The following is a 17531-nucleotide window of genomic DNA, read 5'->3' as shown; positions in this document are numbered from 1 at the left end:
ATGAAGGTGCCGGGGGCGATGGATTGGGTTTGCAGGGAGATGGATTGGTGGGCGGGGGTGATGATGTAGGAGCGGTCGCCGAGGAGGCGCAGGGGGGATTTGTCGGTGTTGTAGATCTCGACGATCAGGTGGCTTTCCATGGCGCGGAAGCGATAGGAGAGAGGGTCGGCGGAGAGGCGTTGCCAATCGTCGGAGGTGATGTGGAGAGGAGTGGTGGGAGGCTGGACGATGTCGTAGCCGTATTTTTGGCAGCCGGCGAGGAGGGGAAGAATGAGGAGCAGAGGGGTGAATCGCATATTGGGCATTATAGGAAAAATTAAGGCGTCGTCGTTGGTTGGTGGAGGGAGAGTAGGGCATTGACGACGGTGCGGTTTAGGCCATGGTTGAGGAGGTAGTCGGCTTGGGATTGGGTGAGGAAGAAGACTTGGCCGGTGGCTTGGAGGCGGTGGATCATTTGTTGATCGTCGAGGCCGGCGTCGCGCATGGCGACGACTTCGTCGAGGGTGACGAAGCCATCTTTATTGAGGTCGGCGGTGGCGGATTGGCGGGCCTGGGCGGGAGAGGCGGGAGATTTTTGGGCTTGGTCGGAGGCGAGTTGGGCTTCGGCGCGGTCGTTTTTGTCGGGTTGCTGACCGATGAGGAAGCCGCCGTCTGCGCCGAGTAGGCCGCCGACCACTTTGTCGTCGGTGGCGAAATGGCCGCCGGTTTTGGGTTGGCTTCTGGGAGTATTTGTGAAGCCGCCGGCGACGACGTCTTTATTTGCGTCGTTGCCGGGGAGACTTTCGCAGCCGGCGAAGGGGAGGATCAGCAACGAACTGAGCAGGATGACGGAGGAGATGGACTGCTTCATAAACGGCTCCTTTTGGATGAGGCGGAGCGAAGCGTATACCAAGGTGAAAAGGGATCAAGGCCGGGGGGTTGGCGTTAGGCGAGAGGATCGCTAGAATCCCGATCCCTCGTTTGAACAGGATGAGGGATCAGGAGAGATGGCCGAGTGGCCGAAGGCGCAGCACTGGAAATGCTGTAGCGGGCTTAAACCCGCTCGTGAGTTCGAATCTCACTCTCTCCGCTGCAACGCCGGGCAGGTTCATAACCACTTGCTCGGCTTCTTTTTGCGCGTCGGTCTCGATTTTTGACTCCCCCATTGCCCTCAAATTGCCCTCAGCAGTGGGTTTTAGTTCCACAGACGTACCCGTTGCCAGTGATTGCATTGCAGCTTGGCTGTCAGCATCCGTGAGGTGGTAATAAAGTTCCAAGATGCCGCTGCTGCTGTGCCCCAGCCATGCCAGGGCTTTGCGATGGGCGACGTGATGATTGGCGCAGAGGCTGGCGAAGTGATGCCGGAACGAGTGCAGTTTATACGACTTGCCGCCAGGGAATTTCAGTTGCACACACAGCTCCTTGATGCGTTTGAGCAGCGCCCGCTCCGTGATCCCGGGAAACACCAATGCAGATAAGCGAGGTGCCATGTCGATAAGGGTGCGGACTCGCGGATGAATGGGAACGAACCGTTCGTCCTTGTCTTTGGTCGTTCCGTTGGAGCCCCCTCGGCGCACGTGGAAGACACCGCCGCTTTGGTCATCAAGGCGCAGATCAATCCACTGCATTTGCTCGACTTCCCCAATTCGAAGGCCCGCGTATCCCAAGGTCGCGATTGCGACCTGCTCGACGCCGGTGGTTCGTCCGATGAGCAATTCGACTTGCTCGGTCGTAAAGCACGGTTGCGGCCGGGCCTTAGCCACGGCCAGTTTCGTTCCGACCAAACGGTTCTCGCGGACCTTCCCTTCGGCGTGACCCCACTTGAATACCTGCTTGCAGATCATCAAGGCCGCGTAGACCGTCTTCGGCTGATATTCCTTCGCCACGAGCCATTCACGATACCTATAGAATAATTCGCGCCCGAACCGGACGGCGAGGATGAGCTTTTGTTCCTCGCAGAACTCCTTGAGCTTCCCGAGATCTGCCCGGTACTTCCATTCGGTCTTCGGGGCCACTCCCCTCGCTTTGGTGGCAATGAAATAGTCATCGACCAACTCAGCCAGCGCAAGCCGTGAGTCCGCGACCCGTGGCCGTCCGTCCTGGAGCCGGGCATGGATGGCTAACGCCTTCTTCCGTGCCTCCAGGCGGCTCTCGGTCTTGAGGTTCTCGGCGACCTGCTTGCCACTTTCGTCTCGATACTCAGCGGCGTACCGGTCGCTCTCGACCGCCCGGCCTTTCTTGTAGTGGACGCGGCGGCCGATCGTGATCTCCGTTCCCTCGATCCGTTCGCGGTCGGTCAGTTTCATCGCATGAACTCCTGAATGAGCCGGTCACGCCAAAACCGCAATGGCTTGCCGCGCTTCACGGCCGAGCCGTAGCGGCCCTCGCAGGCGTGGCGATAGAGCGTGGACAACTTCAATCGAAGCAGTCCCGCCGCTTCCTGCGGCGTCAGGATCGGCGGCAAGACGGAAGGATCAATGGCGGCGGTGATTTCCGGCATGGTTAACTTCCGATTCATTAAGCAATCTCCGTGGTGATATCTCGCCCGTCAATCAATAAATCCGTCTCACGTTCGCGCGGACCCGCGCGGGCTTGTTCGCTGCTTCGTTACGACTCCTCATCGTCATCCCGACGGCTCCGCCGGCAACGATCGCAGTGTAGTAGAGCGCCAGCAGGCAGAGACTTCCGAGCCTTGCCGCGACTCGCTTGCCGGCCCAACATGAACCCCCGTTCGATCATCCACTCCAGACGTTCGGCATCGCAAAGGTCGAAGAACCCATCGGTCTTTGCCGCTGCGGCCAAGACCCGTCGTACCACCTGTCCGGCATTCATTCTTACCTCCAGTCCTGAATTATCGCGGAGAGTTCCGGCGCATTCGATCACTCGCGCGAGAGTTCGGGCGATTCCTGTTCACGACCGCCGCGAGATTGCTCCGCCTGACGGATGTGGTCCGCGAGTGACGACGGCGAACGGTCTTGTGCCCGATCCGTACTGACGTCGCCAAAGGATCGGTCGCCCCACATGCCCGGTTCCGTGGAGTGCTGGACTACGTTGCTGCCGTGAAACATTGAGTTGCGCAGCTCCTCCAAACCGAGCGATGCCATTGCCTTTAACGCTTGGTCTCCGATTTTCCGCGTTCGTTCGTCACGATCTTCTCTTGCCATTGCAGTCTCCTTTCTTACCGGCCGCTGCTGCGGCGAAACGCTTCCATAATCGCACGTTGTTCGATCTGCTGGTCCCGCATGGCCGCGATCCGATCGTTGAACGCGATTCGCTGCGCCGTCAGGACCACCAATCGGGTCACGGCCGCCAGCGTCACGAAGCTGCCCACGGCCGGATCGAACGACAACACCAGTAAGCCTCCCGCCAAAATTACGGCCGTCTGGAGGTGCTGCCCGGCAGCGCCACCGAACCACGGGATGAGCCGTCCGATCCGGGACTGGCCGTCGGAGTTCCGGTGTTCGGTATCGCCGCCTTCACGGAGCGACCGGGTCCACACGCCGCAACGGGTGACAACGCACATCAGGATGAAGGCGAAGAGGATGCACACCATCGGCGTGGGGTCTTCGTCCGGCCAGCACGTCGCCCACAGCGGGATCAGCAGCAGCGTGAGGAGGGCCTGCAACCCCACCCGCCGCGAGCCGAGGTCTCGATTGAAGACGACGAGGATCGGCAGCGACGCGGCGTCGCAGACGAACAGGATAATGTTCGTCGCCGTGTTGGCCTCGTCCTTGAACGACGGACGAGGCGGTTGTTGGTCTTGGCGCATGAGAGATATTCCTTTCGAAATTCAACGGTTGGTCGCATTGAAATCGTTATTGCTGCGAGAACGTCACCGGCATCCACGTCTTGCCGGTGCATTGAAACGGACGGCCGCTCCGGATGGCGATCCCGTCAACGAGCAGACCGTTCTCAAGTCCGCCGGTACGCAGGTACGCGAATTCGCTCGGCTCCACGTCGTACTGGAGCGATTCCGAAAACCCGCTGGAAGTCTGCTGGGAGGATGGGCCGATCCCGGCCATCGCGGCCCAATCGACGCCGCCCGGTCCTTGCGAACAACTACTATTGCCCAACAGGCGGTAATTCTTTCCGATCAAATTGCTGGCCCACTCGGCCGTGCCGTTGTCCGAGGTGGCGTGGATCACCTTCGTCGAGAGGTTGGCGAAGAGCTGCTCGGCCAGGGCCTTTCCCATCGCCCCCGAGCCGAACGCTGTCTCGAAGCCCGAGACGGACTGGCTGATGAGGACATTGGCCACGCGGGAGGCTCGGCAGGTCGATGCGAAGAGCGCGTCAGCCTGCTGGCTGGCGAAGAACTGCGCCTCGTCGATGAAGATGAACGCCGGCGTGGTGTTCGCATCGACCGGACGGCGTTCCAGGTAGTTTTGCGTCATCATCTTCCAGACGAGTTGGCAGTAGAGCCCGACGTCGCCGTAAGTCTTCAGCGGAAGGTCAAGCACAATGACGGCGCCGTTGTCGATAGCCCTAGGCGAGAGGGACGTCCCCTGACTGTGAAGCTGATGTAACAGCCCGCGTTGAAATAAATCTGCCATGCCCGAGAACGTGGCAGCGATCGAGGACTGAGTGCGAGGTGCTAGGTTCGGAAAACCGTAACAGATGTAATTGAGGATCGCCTCGTAATCGTGTTGCTGGGACGGTGGCTTCGGCTGGGTGTCGAGGGCGTGAAGCAGTTGGAAGCACCAGTTCGACTCGCGCCATTTCGCCGACGCGACGTTGTCGGGAGTTCGCGGGAGCACAGAAACCAGCCGGCAGAGGTCCGGGATCGAAACCCTTCCGGTCGCCAGGATCAGTAGGGAGATCAGGTTCCGGAGCAGTTCCTTGGTCGCCAGGTGGAAGAATTGGTTGTCGCCCTGAGCGTCTCCCTTACTGCCACCGTGACGGGAGCCGATAGACCCGATTTCCATGAATAGAGAGACGATGTTCTCGGTCAGGCCGACGTCTCCGCCCTGATACGTCACGAGTTCATCCAGAAAGTTAAAGGCGCAGTCCCGGCAGGTGTGATCGACGACCCGTAGGTCGGCGACCCGCTGGGTCATGCGGCAGTATTCCTGCCAAACGGGGAGTTCGCGTTTGACGCTGAGGACGAGGCCGCCATAGCCGGCGGAAAGCATCGAAAGGGCAAGCATCCGCGCCGTTACGCTGCTCTTCCCGCTACCCGTGCCGCCAAGACAGAGAAAACCGCAATAGGAATTGCCGATCGTGAAGACGTCACGACCGCGCTCGTCCCAGCGGAACAGCGGGGTATCCAACGCCCATCGCTCGCGTACCGGGTTCCGCCGATTGCGTAGCCAATCGAACATGCAGATACCTCCGTTGATTCCCGACGATCTGGCGACGACCGGTGTCATTCCGAAGTCTTGGCTTGAACCGCCGTGGGTTTCTGGGAGCGGATTTCGCGAGCCAGGTCGCACATGTCCGCGAAGCACTGGGCCGCTGTTTCCCCCAGCGTGCGAACAATGACGAACCGGATGACGCATTCCACCCACCGTCGTATTGAATCGATGAAGCGAGCGAGCTGGCGCATGTCGTGGTCCCTCCAATGAGTTGTGTCTCCACCTCATAATTGCATTTTGGAGGCCAATTCTTTCAATGCTGTTCTTCGAACGGCTCGATGTGCTACCCGATGTAGGCGAGTCGAAGTGTGGCTCGAATCAACGATGTTGATCCTCAGTTCAAGGCGACCACAAAACCCTTGCGCAAATGGCGCCGGAGTCCTACGTTTGGCGAGTGAAACGACGTACTGATCCCCATCAGCTCAACATTGATTGGGGACGGTCGACGACCTCCGGCCCGGCCGCCCCAGATCTTTCTGCGGAAACTCCAACGACAGCATCTCCGGAGGGGTCTCTGGTCATGCCGCGGCTGGCATCGGAGTCGCCGCTGGTGCAAAGGCTGCCGTGGGACTTTCGTAGTACCTTTCCCGCGCCGACCGAGCAGGCCTTGGCGGCCGGCGTCGTCCGCAAAGAGGACGCTCATCCCGACAACGTCCGCGCGATCCACGAGGAGCACGCCCGCGAGTCACTTTCAGTCCTGCATGATCTGGACGCCGTCTGCGATGCACGTCGCCAGAGGGTTGATCCCGCCACCGGCAAGCCGCCCCGAACGCATGCGGCTCGGGAAAGGCTGCGGCGATTCTTTGAAACCGAACCGGCACGGCTGGAGCGATCGTTCGCTTCACTAATGGGGGTGTACGAGGATGCGTTCGGCACCGATGCGACCGTGTCGTTTGAGAAAGCGCTTCGCGCTTGGCATGCCAGCATCAAGGTTGAAATGGAAAGCGCGATCCGATCTAACGCTGAACTGGAGCCAATAACATCGCGGCCGGCAGATCATGGCCGAAGAATCAGTTCCCGAATGCCCGTCCCAAAGCCGTTGCAGGACGCCGTCGCTGCCGGTCGCTTTGGCAAGGAGGACGACGGGTGCCCCGTTCGGCCAAGCCCGGAGGAAGTGCGGGCGATCACCGAGCGTCATGCCGAGAAGATCGCGGACCTGATGGCACTCGCGCAACGTCGATCGAATACGCCCGCGGAATCGGAGAAACTGGTTGTCGAGATACAGTCAGCGATTTCCGCGTACATCGAGGATTTCGGCGAGCACGCCGCCAAGCAATTAGAAGCCTGCGCACGACGACAAGTCGCCCTCGTTGCTGGAAGCCCGTCGCGTAAGAGCCGATGAAGTCCGTTCGACCGCTGGAATCATCCGCACCTAGTACGTGGCGAAGAACGACGCCGATTTCTCGGGGTTGCGACCGCGGCGGTCGTAGAGTTTGGTCGTCGTCGGATCGGCATGGCCGACGTCCCGTTGTACATCTTCGAGACTGGCACCCTTTTCCAGCGCGGTCGTGATGAATGTGGCGCGCATCGAGTGAGCACTATACCCGTCATCCAATCCGACCGAAGTGGCATATTTACGCAGAACACGGTCCATCGTTTCCGGGTGCAGGTGGCGCCGCAGGCTCGCGACTCTCCCGTCGGGCTCTCTCGGCCCGATCGGGCGAAAGAGTGGGCCGTCACGATCATCGCCGTGGCCGGCCGAGTCGAGGTAGGCCGCGAGCCGCTGAGTCGTTTGCGGGTTAATTGCCAACGAGAGATCCTCGCCACCCTTGCGGATGAAGTGCAGCGACTTGTAGCCCGCGTCGGTATGAAAGTCCCGCACCAGCAAGCCGGCGATCTCCGATCGACGCGGCCCGGCTTGGAATCCGACCGACAGAATCGCACGATCGCGAAGGCCGCGTAGAAAAGTCGTATCAGGCGCATCGAGGATCATCCGCGCCTCGACTGGCGAGAACGCCCGCGTCGTTCCCTGCTGGCGGTTGACGCGCGGGCGTTTCACGTCGCGCACCGGATTACTGTCGACAACGCGATGCACGACAAGATGCCCGAACAATGACGATAACGCGGACAACCGGCGGCGGATAGTGCGCGGTTTCGCGCCCTCTTCCGTCATGCGATTCTGCCATCCGACGATTGCGGCGCGGCCGACTTTGCGGAAGTCGGACGTGTCGCGGAGATTCATCGTCGCGATGAAGTGCTCGACGTCTTGCTTGTACGCGCGTCGCGTGTGCGGCGAAAGTTGCCCGGCAAGCCAGATCTCTTCCTCGGGAATGCTTCGGAGTATATCGAGTACCGCGACCTCACCCCTCGATTCAGTGACAACTGTTAACGTTTGCCCGTTCCCACTCCCTTTGACCATATACCCTCCCCACATCACGTGATAAACCGGATTATCGCGCATAAAGCAATCGAATTTTTATCGCCGCTAAATCGCTTGACTGTTTCCTAACAACAATGGGCAATACACCGGGGAGCTAGGTAATGCGACAGGGACAGTTCAAACACTACAATTGTTTGCTTAAAGACCTCAGGCGGCCCGACAAGCCACATAGAGCATCTGGTCAGCGCCGCCGAAATCCCCGGGCAAGCGGCTCCTGACGCGGCGTGTCCTCGATCAGTGTCAGATCAAATAAAGATGGGGATGTGTAGGATTTGAATCGTCGCCCGGTTCGATCTCGTACCTCGACTCGGAAGCGGGTCGTATCCTCGTGCGCCGCATCTTGGAAATCCGCTAGTAGTGTGCCGGGAAGGCCTGTTTTCGGGCACCGTACGGCGAGCCCGAGGAGTCGTAAATGTTCGTTGACCCAAGACGCCAAGGCCTGTTTCTCCGCGAGCGAGTCCTGTGGCATTGCCGCTAGGTGATCATTAAGACTTCCCTGCAAAGTCGCGGCAAGTTCTGCTCTAAACGCGTGGTTGATCCGGGTCACCAACTTATAACGGCCGGCGAATTCCTCAGGCAAGGACGCGAACAATCTCTGCCGGATCGCAGCTTGCCACGGTTCCTGGTCTCCTGCCGCCTCGCCTGCCCAGTTGACCACAGATCCTACATCCCCAAGGATAATTTCCTTGAGTTTCCCACATGCCGCGGAAATGCGCAAGCGAAAGTCGCCGACCGTGGATGTTCGTTTTGGCCGGTAAGCTGGCGAATAAACTGCAAAAGAAGAAAGCCCTCCCCTCGTGGGTCGGGCTCTGGGGAGCAGTTGCAATCCTACACTCAAACCGGATGTATGGACGCGGAGAGCCCCTGAAGCATCTCAAACAACCGAAGTTTAGCGCGATTCAGACGGACGTATGGCGTGGACCCGCGACCCGTGCTTGCACTCGGCGGCAGGTCATCGTCGTCACCCATCGTGCCAAACTTCGCGTAGATGGCCTGCCGCAGCGGTACCGCCAACTGCCGAACTGCTCGGCGGACAAACCCTCGGAGTTCCCGTCGCATCGTCTCTCGCGCTGGATCAAGCGGTTGGTCCGCGAGATCCTCCCTGAGATGCTCGTTGCCCCGCATGTACTTCCGGCGTCCCATGCGGCACTGATTGCGGACCACTCCGGTGTAAAGCGATTCTAACGTTCCGCGTTTGCAATCGGTTTTTGCGGCAATATCCGCGACTAGGGCCATGACGATGACGTCGTGGGCGGCATCTTCGCAATCATAGACCGTCATTTTAGGTAGCTGGCGTCGCGCAACTCGGATAAGCCGATCGCGCAGGTGACTGCCGACGTTCGCGTTGAGGCTCATGACACTCTCCTCCCGGCATATCGGCCGGGTTTAAGCTTCGGTAACCTGCGTGGTGAAGACGCTCCACTATTCGCGTGTTACCAGGAGGTCGAGCCTAGATTGTGTTGTCGGGGTAGTCCCCCAGAGCTTGGCGGTGTGTCGGCGGTATCTTAGCGGGTTATACCGGTGCATCAGGCGCGCGACCGCCTTCGATGATTTGCGGATCTACGTCCTGGTGGAGGGTAGTTCCCTGGTGATAGCCGCCCCGCCCGCGAACGATCAACTTTTTTAGCCTTTGTGGCAAAAGCCTGTACGTCGATCGGACGAGCTCAGAATGCTCTTTCAAGAGAGCTTTAACCCCGCCTTTTATTTTGCCTGATGGAGGCGGATCCAGCAGCTCGCTATATGACCAGATCTTCCGAGGGGCGCTCATCAGCTTTTTGAGCATGATAGTGCCGTTTGGTGTCAGCCGCTTCTCAACCTCGCGACCGTCAATCAGAACGCGCCGCTCTGACACGAATAGTACTAAATGGACAGTCATCCCACCTCTATTTGGCAATTCTGATCTGCCCACGGGTGGGGCGTATTCTCCACCAGGGATGTGGGAGTCCGCGGTGGACGTAGCCGGGGTGTGCGACGAGCTTGTGTTTTCGATGTCGTATGGGAGCAACCTCGGGTCGAGCCCCGAGTGAATTTGCGCACGGCGTACGACCAATACGCCACGCGGCCCGTCGACGGTCTCCTTCCATTCGGGATGCACGCGCAAGTTCATGTCGCTGAGTTGAAAACCATCTGTCCCCAAGGGCCAACCCAGCACCTCGGCACGTTTCATGAGATGGTCCCTTTGACCAATGATGACGGCATAATCCCGCCATCGCCCCCTCCGCAACTCGCTGGTCATTCCCGAGTGTACCAAGCACCACGCCACGTCCGCATCGCCTGGGCAACCCGCCCCAAGGGCCTCCAGCACTTCCATGTCGTCCAACCCCCATTTACGACTTCCGGCTGCGTGGACCTCATCAAGCAATACACATTTTACCTCCTTGTCTGACGACGCCCAAGCCGCCAAGGCTCGAGCTGCTGTCGCCCTAATACCGCGCTCCTTCTCCTCGATCACAACCGAGCGTAAAAACTGCTTCACCTCTCCATTTTGGGACGCGATGTGAGGAAGAGACTGGAGGATGTACCTCTTAACGGAAAGACTGTTCCCATTGCCCGGAATTTCAAAGATCCCTTCCCCTTCCTCTGCCGCGCGAAATTGCGTTATGTCCAGTTTGCGCGGCGAAGCATCACGGTATTTCGCGATCAGTGCGCGAATAGCTACGTCCTCATTCCGCCCGGCCACCATCAGCGCATCAACCGCCGCGAAAATTTCCTCTTTTTGCGTCCTCCGCTCCAAAAATTGAGTGATCTCCGCCAGCGCGCGCACGTCATTTGGTGCCGAGATGGCCAGCGCGTGAATATATGACACCTGCAACTCGGTCCAAGCATATCTGTCTACATGCATCCGCGATATGATCACGTCCCGCACTTCTTCGTCCCGTGCAGCTATGTCGATCAACGCCGGTATTAGAAACGCGTCCATATTCCGTTGAAATTGTGGAAATGGCGCGCCGAGTATTCCTGCAATTTCTCTGGCAGCCTTCGCATCCCCAGGAGCAATGAACCGTAGCGCTTCGGCAATGAGGACGCTCGTGTAGCTGAGACCTGATAGCGGGCGCAGCATCGCGAGTAGCGCGTCCCTTGCGACGCGGTCACGCGGCGCGATTGCCGCCAGTGACCTAAGGAGATAACACGGAGTATCCTCGCCTCGTAGTCTGTCGATTAAAACGTTTCGCGCGACCGGGTCTCCTGGCGCGATCGCCACCAAGAGCTTAACGTACTCCTCTTCACCCATCTTCTCTATGAGGCCGAGGTTCCTGGTCACCCTGTCTCGAATTGCCCTGTTGCCGTGTACGGCCTCCTTCAATTCGTCTTCCTTCTTCCAGATCCTATCCTCGCCTCCGTCAGTTAAAAACTCCTTGTTACCAGTGACATCGGCAACCAAATTCGCAAGCAGCACAAGCGTACGTGGCGCGAGCCCACTTAAGGTGAATTCATTGCGGAGAACCTCTAGGTGCGATTCCCACGGCAAAACTCGGCTCCTCAGCAAGGATGACCAAGCCCATCTCGAAGCTTCGATAACCCCCGACGAGTCGAATTTCTTAACGGTAGGGATTTGTGACACTTCAGGTGCTTTGCCGTCACCGTTGCAAGTAGGCAATTGCTGAGAAAAGATTCGAAAACGTTGCTGAAGTGTTCCGAAGAGGTCGTCGAACGGGGCGAACGCCTCCGATCCCGCATAACCGGATACGTGTCGATCAACCCATGTTGCTATTCCAACGGCGAGCTTTGGCCGGTCCCGACACAACGAGCTGGATAGCGATACAAGCATCGTATCCTCATCGAGATGCCACACGTGGCGTGAGAAAAACTCTATGATCGATCGTTCCACTGTGCTCCCGCGCGGTGGCGCAGTCCCGAACGCCCCGTTGCGCGCAATACCCTCCCCAGCGAGGAACTCGGCGATGAGTCGGTTTGCAAACGAATAGGTTACGCGTCGACCGCCCAAGCCGTGACGGAACATCAGACCGCTGTGTCTCGCCAACTCATCCAGTAAATCTGCCGGCACGCCGGTTGGAAAGCCAGCATCCGTAGTCTCGAAGCGGAAGCCTCGCTCACATGCAAATGCTGCCAAGCGAGATAGAATCCTTAGGCCTCGTTGTGGGTCAATGTTTCGGCGCGCCAAAAGGTCCATCGTTAATTGCCTGACGACTTCGGAGGGTTCTGCGGGAAGCGCGATCTTTTGATGTTCCCAGAGCCAGCACAGCCCCGATAAGCAAAACGGATTTTGCAGAAGCTCTTGAAGAAGTGGCTGCGATTCTACGATTTCAGACAGGAGCTTTTTGCCGCGGTCGACGTTCCCGATATGTCGAAAATACGTCGTAATATAAAATTCAACATCGTCGTGGGAAATCGGCATCAGTCGATAGCGATTCGCTGCCGGAAACGACGGGCCGAGCACGTTTCCAAGTGAGGTCTCTCGACCCAAAAGTGCAAGCGAACACCGGCGGCAGGACTCGCCATTCAGAAGTCGGTCTAGCTGATGGTCGATTGCCGGCCTTATCTGCGGTGCTACTTCGTCTAGACCGTCAAGCACCAGCAGTAAGTGCCCGCCATGCAGCAACTTTCTTCGTAGGCTTGGTCTGGCAATCAGTAGGTCGTGGAAGGCTTCTGCCAGGATGTCACCGGTCCGACCCAGTGCAGCCAAAGAGCAGTAAATCGGAATTAAACCTTGGGTTCGGTCAGGTGAATTTAGGAACTCGTCTGCTGCTCCCAAGGCAAGCCGGCGCGCGAACTCCGTCTTGCCAGTACCGCCTTCGCCGGTAACAAAGATGCGTCGCGCCGACAACCCAGACCGCAACGATTCACGAACCTGCTCCTCGTGTTCCGTCCCCGCGGCTGGATCGAAGCCTAGCGGTCGCTCGCTGACTGCGGCCACCTGCTCGGCGTAGTGACTAATAAGGCTCCGGGCTATTCGGCCACTTCGTGGCAGCACCGTGCGTCCGTTTTCAGCGTCTGCGATACCGAAAAGGTAAATGTCACCGAAGCGCGAGACACACTGACGACAATACTCGATCAGGACGTCCATTTCGGCGGTTGTAATGGCGACCGGCATTGCCTGCCTTAACACGTTAACGGGTGATTCGCGTAAATGTGGTGTTTGTGAGCCTACGTCTATCCTATCGATTCGACAACCGTTTCCGCTGGATGTTCCTTGGACAACGCTAGTTCGACGGCCTGCCGGACCCATGGCACTCGGTGGCGAACGATGCCTTCGAAGAGCCGAACATTGGGTCGGACTTCGCCATTCAGGTTACGCCCCATAATCCGGACTTGGCGGCCTCCGACGATGAGCGTAATACCAACGGACGGGTCGAATTCGATCCGCTCCAGCCAACTGTAACTGACGGCCAAGATGTTGCCATCCTTCTTCCGAAGTTCCAGCATCATCGCCCGCTCGCGCACGCCGCGGAGCCAGCCGAAGGAGCCGAGGTCGTCGGCGTACTCCTCATGGTCGACGGGCTCGCCGGCGGTGCGTCGCATCCCACCTTCGGCGATGCGGCCGATGTACTTGTCCAAGACGCCGCTATCGCTCATGGGCCACCTCCTCCCGCCATTGGTCGGACCGTTCCACCTCACGGTCCGGAATGCGCGATTCCCTCTCCGAAGCCCGCGCGATGCGTGCGCGATGCTCCTGTGTCGAAACGAACTCCGTCGCGCTTAGCCGATCGTCCGTCCGACTGATGGCCTCAAGCAGGGCGGCCTTGTCGTCCGTGTAGACGGTGATCCCTTCCCTTCCCCGCGACGAGGAGACGTAAAACTGCTCCTGAGAGGAGGCCGGGAACGACTCGGAAGATTGCCCCACCAGCACCCGGTCCACCGTTTTTCCCTGGCTGGCGTGACTGGTCACGACGTAGCCGTGCGCCAGGTGCCCCCAGTCCTTCGCGATCGTCTGCCCGTTCTCGGTGATAATGTCGCCGTCGGGAGTAAAGCCGCGGACCCGGATCAAGTCGCCGTTGTTCAGCCGCTGCCGACCGCCGGCCGTGCGCCCGTTTTTCGTCACCCGCAGCACGTCCCCAGGCGCGACGGCGAGCGTGCCCGCGCGGTAGGCTCGGAATCGCGCGGATTGATCCAGCGGCAGGGCGGCGTCTCCGACCGCGACCCGCTGTCCCTTCCGGTATCCCTTGGCGTTCTGGTAGAACTCCAGCACATGCCCGGGACGATAATTGATGCGGTCGGCACGATCGGCTTCGGTCATGTCCATCCCTTCCAGCGTCATGATCGTCCACTCCCGGCTGCCGATCTTCGCCGCCTGCTTCAGCGCCGACCGGATCTCTCGCGTGATCCGATCCCCCTCCCGGTGCGTCGGCGAGACGACCAGCGCCGTCTTGCCCGCCGTAACTGTCTTGACATAGTCGGCCGCAAGCACTTTGTACCGCTCGCTCTCCTGCACCTCCCGCACCCACCCGAGCTGGTCCAACTGGCGGAAACCGTCCTCGACCCGTCCCTCGCTCAGCGCCCGCACTGCCTGCTTGTATTCACCCTTCTGCCGCTGGATCTCCTTTATCTCTGATGAGACCAGCCCCGCCTCCGTTTCCAGTAGCCGGAGCGCAGCGCCCCGCTCTACCGATCCGTGCTGTCGCCGGTCGCCGGACAGAACAACACGTGCATCGAGTCTCCGGGCGAGATCGAACACGTCACTCATCGTCTTCGTACCTAATAATCCCGCTTCGTCGACCCAGAGGACGTTGCGCCTGACTTGCTCCTGGAGTTTTTTGTCCACGAGCAAACGCGCGACCGTCTCGGCCTTGTTAAACCCTTCCTTCCGGAGCACTCCACGGCTCGCGTCGGCCGAGGGCGCGAAGGCGAAGACGCGTTTGCCGTTCTCTTCGATGGCCTGTGCGGTCTCTTTCATCATCCACGTCTTCCCCACGCCGGCGGCACCGCGGACCAAGATCACACGATCGGGGGAGTTCAACACGTGCAGCACGGCCCGACGCTGTCCATCGTTCAGGTCCGTGTTGCGGAATCGGTGGTCGCCGCGACCGCCCAGATGCCGGCAGGTTCCCCTTCCCTCTCGCCCGAACGCGATCATCCGCCCCTCCTCTGCGAGGACCGCCGGCGTCGTCACCAGCCGTCGACCATCCCGTTCCGCGGTCATCAGACCCCGGCTATGGAGTTCTTTGAGAACCGAGTCCATGGACGCCTTGCCTATGGATCGCTTCATCGCCTCGCCCAGCAGCTTCCGCTCAGGAAGGACGGACTGGCGCTCAAAGCAGTGCTGTGTCGCCCGGTCCATCGCTTCGCGGGTAATCACAACATCCTCGCCGATCGCTTGGCCGCCGACCTGTCGGGTGGCCCGGTCCACGCTCGATTGCTCGTCGGCAGTCAGTCGCGCCGCCCAGAGGTCGCGCAATTCCTCCATCGAAAGCGTCTTCTGCTTCCGCTCCCGAGTCTTCGCCCCCAGTCCGTCCTTCTCCCGCGGATCGTGGATCCCCCGCTCCTTGGCTTCCTGCTCGATGGCGGCTGTTCGCCGGGAGAATTTGTCGATCGTCTCCTTGGAAATGCCGGCGACCTCCCAGCCGGTCCGGGTGCGCTCGACAGGCACCCCCAGCTCCGCTAGGTTCCGGGCCATTCGGGAATGAAAGACTGCCTCGAAGTACGGCGCATCCCGCTTCAACCCCGCGAACTGCCCTGCCTTCCACCGATCCTCCACCGAGTCGAAGGTGCTGTTGAACACGAAACAGTGGGCATGCAGGTGCGGGTCCGGTTCGCCATTCACGGGTCTCGACGTGAAGTGCACAAACTCGCCCCAGACCATGTTCCCGGTCGTGCGGTCGGCGTTGCGTCCGTCGGACCGGACGCGGGTCTGCATCTCCGCTTCCATATCATGCATGGTCCGGTCGACCGCATCGCGGAAGGCATTGAGGATGCGCTCGTCCCGCGTCAGGCCGTAGAGCAGCGATAAGCTCTTGGGAACATGGAAGTTGAAGTCATAGCCGACGCGGCGCTGGTCCTTGTGCCGGACCGTCAGGGGCCAGCCCGTTCCGGGGTGAACGTTGTCACAGAGGGCCTCCCAGTCCGCTTTGTCGATGTCGCCGGAGAGGCCGAGGCGATCGGCCCCTTTGCCCCGCCACTGGCCGATGAGTTCCTGACCCTCGGTGTAGTAGTCCGAAGTTGAGTAATAGCTCTTCGCCCCACCGGGGGACGCGTTCTGGATGATGCGGAGCATGGTCCCCTCCCTCAAAGCACGTCCCGGGTGTCCCGTCAACCGCGTTCACGACGGCGTTTCAAAGGAGGACACCGGCAGTGGCGGGATCACTTCCGCAAGAGGGTCCGTGCGAGGCCAAGGGCGCCACACGGGAGCGCCAGGACGGGGGAGAGCGGGCCGGGGATCGCGGTCAGCAGGCCGAGGACAAGGGCCTTTGTGAGGGCCGCGTCGTGATCGTCACCGTAGTCCCGCCTCTGGATGCGGTACGTGATCAGGCCCAGCACGCCGGCGACGGCGACGCTCAGCGGGAGCAGCAGGCCGAGGCTGATTGTCTCCCCGCCGAAGAGCAGGACGTCGATCAGCATGAGCAGGACGGCGGCGCGGGGGTGCAGTCCGAACAATTGGGCGATGCCGCGGGTCATGGGCGTGCCGACGACAGGCCGTTTCGAGTCAGGGTGCTGGGTCATACGACGTAACTCCGATCAAAGGACGACGGGTTCCGCGTCCGGCGACGCGTACATCCGTAATTGCCTTGGCGCGCCCGAATCTTTCACACTCACTGGAGCTCTTTTCCGCGCCAGCGGCTCAGAACGAGACATCAATGAATGTGGGCCGCCAGCGGCACGGGACAATCCTCCCGTCTAAATCAGCCGTTCAACTCATACCAATTTGATCCACCCCGGCTTCGATATTCCCCGCGGATGTATCAAGAAATCTTGGCTCGCCCCGTTCCCGTGCGCGCGATGGTTTTGGATTCGCCTGCGGACATGCGGGCGATCCCCTTCACGCGTGGGTCAGACGCGCACCACACGGCCGATTCGATGGGCACGCTAAAGCCGTCGCCGGGCCAGTCAAGCTGCCAAGACGGTTTCCCTGCGGGAGCCTCCGTCTTTCGCCGTGACTGGTGCGCTGCGCCCCGGACTTGTCCGGCTTTGTTCCACGTGCCATCAGGCCGCGACGGGCGCGGTCGGATCACTCAAAACCGAAGGAGAACCACACCATGACCAATAACAATCCCAACACCACCACGGCGCCAAAGACCCCGAGCCACCTCGTCTACCACGTCCGCGAGGGAAAAAACGCCAAGGTGTTCTGGACCAGAATCGGGTCCGCCTGGGCCCACGGCGACGGCAAAGGCTTCAACGCCCAGCTCGACGTCGTCCCGCTCGACGGCCGCGTCACGCTCCGCGTCGCTTCCGAGAAGAAGGAGTAATCCACCACCGGGCGGGTTGCGAGACCCGCCCTCACCTCACGATCTAACAACTACAGGAGCATTCACCATGACCGCAACCGCCCAATACAAAGTCCTCATGCACTCCGACCTGGTCGATCAATTCGATCACTGCTTCAGCCCCTTTGACGGCATCAGCGCCATCGACGACTTGTTCCTCGGCCTGCCGCAGGTACACAGTTCCCGAAAGGGAAAACGCCGCGAGGGCCGCACGGTTCCCAAAACGCTCAAGACGTATCGTGCGCGCCTCAACTGGTGCGGGATGGTTGTCCTCTACGTCGAGGTCCGCGACGAACTGCACGTCCTCGATTTCGGGTTCATCGAGGGCTCGCCTGCCGCGGACGCTGGCCAGGAGAATGGCGTCATCCTTCCCCGGATACACGATCCGGCCCGGAGCGAACCATGACGCTCCGGACGGATCAAACGCTTGTACGTGTGGGT

General features: G+C 60.1%; 16 protein-coding genes and 1 tRNA gene. 5 read left to right on the top strand and 12 right to left on the bottom strand.

The genetic code is table 11. The annotated features are described in order from the left end of the window. Both VGN12_19640 and VGN12_19635 read right to left on the bottom strand, forming a co-directional pair. On the bottom strand, positions 1-296 hold a 296-nt coding region (locus tag VGN12_19640; protein HEY4311668.1), incomplete at its 3' end, for a hypothetical protein. 20 nt (positions 297-316) lie between these two features. Next, on the bottom strand, positions 317-850 hold the full coding sequence (locus VGN12_19635) for a hypothetical protein (GenBank protein ID HEY4311667.1): 534 nt from the start codon (positions 848-850) through the stop codon (positions 317-319). 130 nt (positions 851-980) lie between these two features. On the opposite strand from VGN12_19635, the gene VGN12_19630 reads away from it, so the two are divergent. Together VGN12_19630 and VGN12_19625 are read left to right on the top strand one after the other, a co-directional pair. After that, positions 981-1069, top strand: a tRNA-Ser gene (locus tag VGN12_19630). 424 nt (positions 1070-1493) lie between these two features. Next, positions 1494-1892: a hypothetical protein gene (locus VGN12_19625; GenBank protein ID HEY4311666.1), complete on the top strand. Its 399-nt coding sequence runs from the start codon at positions 1494-1496 to the stop codon at positions 1890-1892. Between the two features lie 389 nt (positions 1893-2281). On the opposite strand, the gene VGN12_19620 is transcribed toward VGN12_19625, so the two are convergent. The 4 genes from VGN12_19620 to VGN12_19605 form a co-directional block, all read right to left on the bottom strand. Beyond that, positions 2282-2497 (bottom strand): hypothetical protein, encoded by a 216-nt coding sequence (locus VGN12_19620; protein HEY4311665.1) that lies wholly within the window; start codon positions 2495-2497, stop codon positions 2282-2284. A 361-nt stretch (positions 2498-2858) separates the two neighbouring features. Next, positions 2859-3143 (bottom strand): hypothetical protein, encoded by a 285-nt coding sequence (locus VGN12_19615; GenBank protein HEY4311664.1) that lies wholly within the window; start codon positions 3141-3143, stop codon positions 2859-2861. Positions 3144-3157: 14 nt separating this feature from the next. Next, entirely contained in the window at positions 3158-3748 is a 591-nt protein-coding gene (locus VGN12_19610; protein HEY4311663.1) for a hypothetical protein, read from the bottom strand. 46 nt (positions 3749-3794) lie between these two features. Next, positions 3795-5108: a TraM recognition domain-containing protein gene (locus VGN12_19605; protein HEY4311662.1), complete on the bottom strand. Its 1314-nt coding sequence runs from the start codon at positions 5106-5108 to the stop codon at positions 3795-3797. A gap of 742 nt (positions 5109-5850) precedes the next feature. On the opposite strand from VGN12_19605, the gene VGN12_19600 reads away from it, so the two are divergent. Further along, positions 5851-6672, top strand: coding sequence for a hypothetical protein (locus VGN12_19600; protein ID HEY4311661.1), 822 nt, complete (start codon positions 5851-5853; stop codon positions 6670-6672). A gap of 30 nt (positions 6673-6702) precedes the next feature. Here VGN12_19600 and VGN12_19595 read toward each other — a convergent pair whose 3' ends face one another. The 6 genes from VGN12_19595 to VGN12_19570 form a co-directional block, all read right to left on the bottom strand. Continuing rightward, on the bottom strand, positions 6703-7731 hold the full coding sequence (locus tag VGN12_19595) for a tyrosine-type recombinase/integrase (GenBank protein ID HEY4311660.1): 1029 nt from the start codon (positions 7729-7731) through the stop codon (positions 6703-6705). Between the two features lie 813 nt (positions 7732-8544). Continuing rightward, entirely contained in the window at positions 8545-9066 is a 522-nt protein-coding gene (locus VGN12_19590) for a hypothetical protein (protein ID HEY4311659.1), read from the bottom strand. 157 nt (positions 9067-9223) lie between these two features. Continuing rightward, on the bottom strand, positions 9224-12763 hold the full coding sequence (locus VGN12_19585; protein ID HEY4311658.1) for an NACHT domain-containing protein: 3540 nt from the start codon (positions 12761-12763) through the stop codon (positions 9224-9226). A gap of 59 nt (positions 12764-12822) precedes the next feature. Then, a complete protein-coding gene (locus tag VGN12_19580) occupies positions 12823-13245 on the bottom strand; it encodes a hypothetical protein (GenBank protein ID HEY4311657.1) in 423 nt (140 codons plus the stop codon). Continuing rightward, the gene (mobF, locus tag VGN12_19575; protein HEY4311656.1) at positions 13235-15880 is read right to left on the bottom strand and encodes a MobF family relaxase; all 2646 of its coding nucleotides are present in this window, start codon (positions 15878-15880) and stop codon (positions 13235-13237) included. Before mobF ends, VGN12_19580 begins: the two co-directional genes overlap by 11 nt. 86 nt (positions 15881-15966) lie before the next feature. Beyond that, a complete protein-coding gene (locus VGN12_19570; GenBank protein HEY4311655.1) occupies positions 15967-16326 on the bottom strand; it encodes a hypothetical protein in 360 nt (119 codons plus the stop codon). Positions 16327-16859: 533 nt separating this feature from the next. Between VGN12_19570 and VGN12_19565 the strand changes: the two genes are divergently transcribed. Further along, positions 16860-17072 carry a hypothetical protein gene (locus VGN12_19565; protein ID HEY4311654.1) on the top strand — a complete coding sequence of 71 codons (213 nt, stop codon included), beginning with the start codon at positions 16860-16862 and terminating at the stop codon, positions 17070-17072. 67 nt (positions 17073-17139) lie between these two features. Continuing rightward, complete coding sequence (locus VGN12_19560) at positions 17140-17496, top strand: hypothetical protein (protein ID HEY4311653.1); 357 nt, start codon at positions 17140-17142, stop codon at positions 17494-17496. The last annotated feature ends 35 nt before the right edge of the window (positions 17497-17531 follow it).

The organism is Pirellulales bacterium (assembly GCA_036499395.1).
In the GTDB taxonomy this organism is placed as follows: Bacteria; Planctomycetota; Planctomycetia; order Pirellulales; family JACPPG01; genus JACPPG01.
This window is presented reverse-complemented; position numbering and strand designations above follow the sequence as displayed.

Excerpts from the sequence above, each read along its gene's own strand:
- VGN12_19635 (HEY4311667.1), bottom strand. The coding sequence starts at position 850 with ATGAAGCAGTCCATCTCCTCCGTCATCCTGCTCAGTTCGTTGCTGATC.
- VGN12_19625 (HEY4311666.1), top strand. The coding sequence starts at position 1,494 with ATGAATGGGAACGAACCGTTCGTCCTTGTCTTTGGTCGTTCCGTTGGA.
- VGN12_19620 (HEY4311665.1), bottom strand. The coding sequence starts at position 2,497 with ATGAATCGGAAGTTAACCATGCCGGAAATCACCGCCGCCATTGATCCT.
- VGN12_19615 (HEY4311664.1), bottom strand. The coding sequence starts at position 3,143 with ATGGCAAGAGAAGATCGTGACGAACGAACGCGGAAAATCGGAGACCAA.
- VGN12_19610 (HEY4311663.1), bottom strand. The coding sequence starts at position 3,748 with ATGCGCCAAGACCAACAACCGCCTCGTCCGTCGTTCAAGGACGAGGCC.
- VGN12_19605 (HEY4311662.1), bottom strand. The coding sequence starts at position 5,108 with ATGCTTTCCGCCGGCTATGGCGGCCTCGTCCTCAGCGTCAAACGCGAA.
- VGN12_19600 (HEY4311661.1), top strand. The coding sequence starts at position 5,851 with ATGCCGCGGCTGGCATCGGAGTCGCCGCTGGTGCAAAGGCTGCCGTGG.
- VGN12_19595 (HEY4311660.1), bottom strand. The coding sequence starts at position 7,731 with ATGCGCGATAATCCGGTTTATCACGTGATGTGGGGAGGGTATATGGTC.
- VGN12_19590 (HEY4311659.1), bottom strand. The coding sequence starts at position 9,066 with ATGAGCCTCAACGCGAACGTCGGCAGTCACCTGCGCGATCGGCTTATC.
- VGN12_19585 (HEY4311658.1), bottom strand. The coding sequence starts at position 12,763 with ATGCCGGTCGCCATTACAACCGCCGAAATGGACGTCCTGATCGAGTAT.
- VGN12_19580 (HEY4311657.1), bottom strand. The coding sequence starts at position 13,245 with ATGAGCGATAGCGGCGTCTTGGACAAGTACATCGGCCGCATCGCCGAA.
- mobF (HEY4311656.1), bottom strand. The coding sequence starts at position 15,880 with ATGCTCCGCATCATCCAGAACGCGTCCCCCGGTGGGGCGAAGAGCTAT.
- VGN12_19570 (HEY4311655.1), bottom strand. The coding sequence starts at position 16,326 with ATGACCCAGCACCCTGACTCGAAACGGCCTGTCGTCGGCACGCCCATG.
- VGN12_19565 (HEY4311654.1), top strand. The coding sequence starts at position 16,860 with ATGACCAATAACAATCCCAACACCACCACGGCGCCAAAGACCCCGAGC.
- VGN12_19560 (HEY4311653.1), top strand. The coding sequence starts at position 17,140 with ATGACCGCAACCGCCCAATACAAAGTCCTCATGCACTCCGACCTGGTC.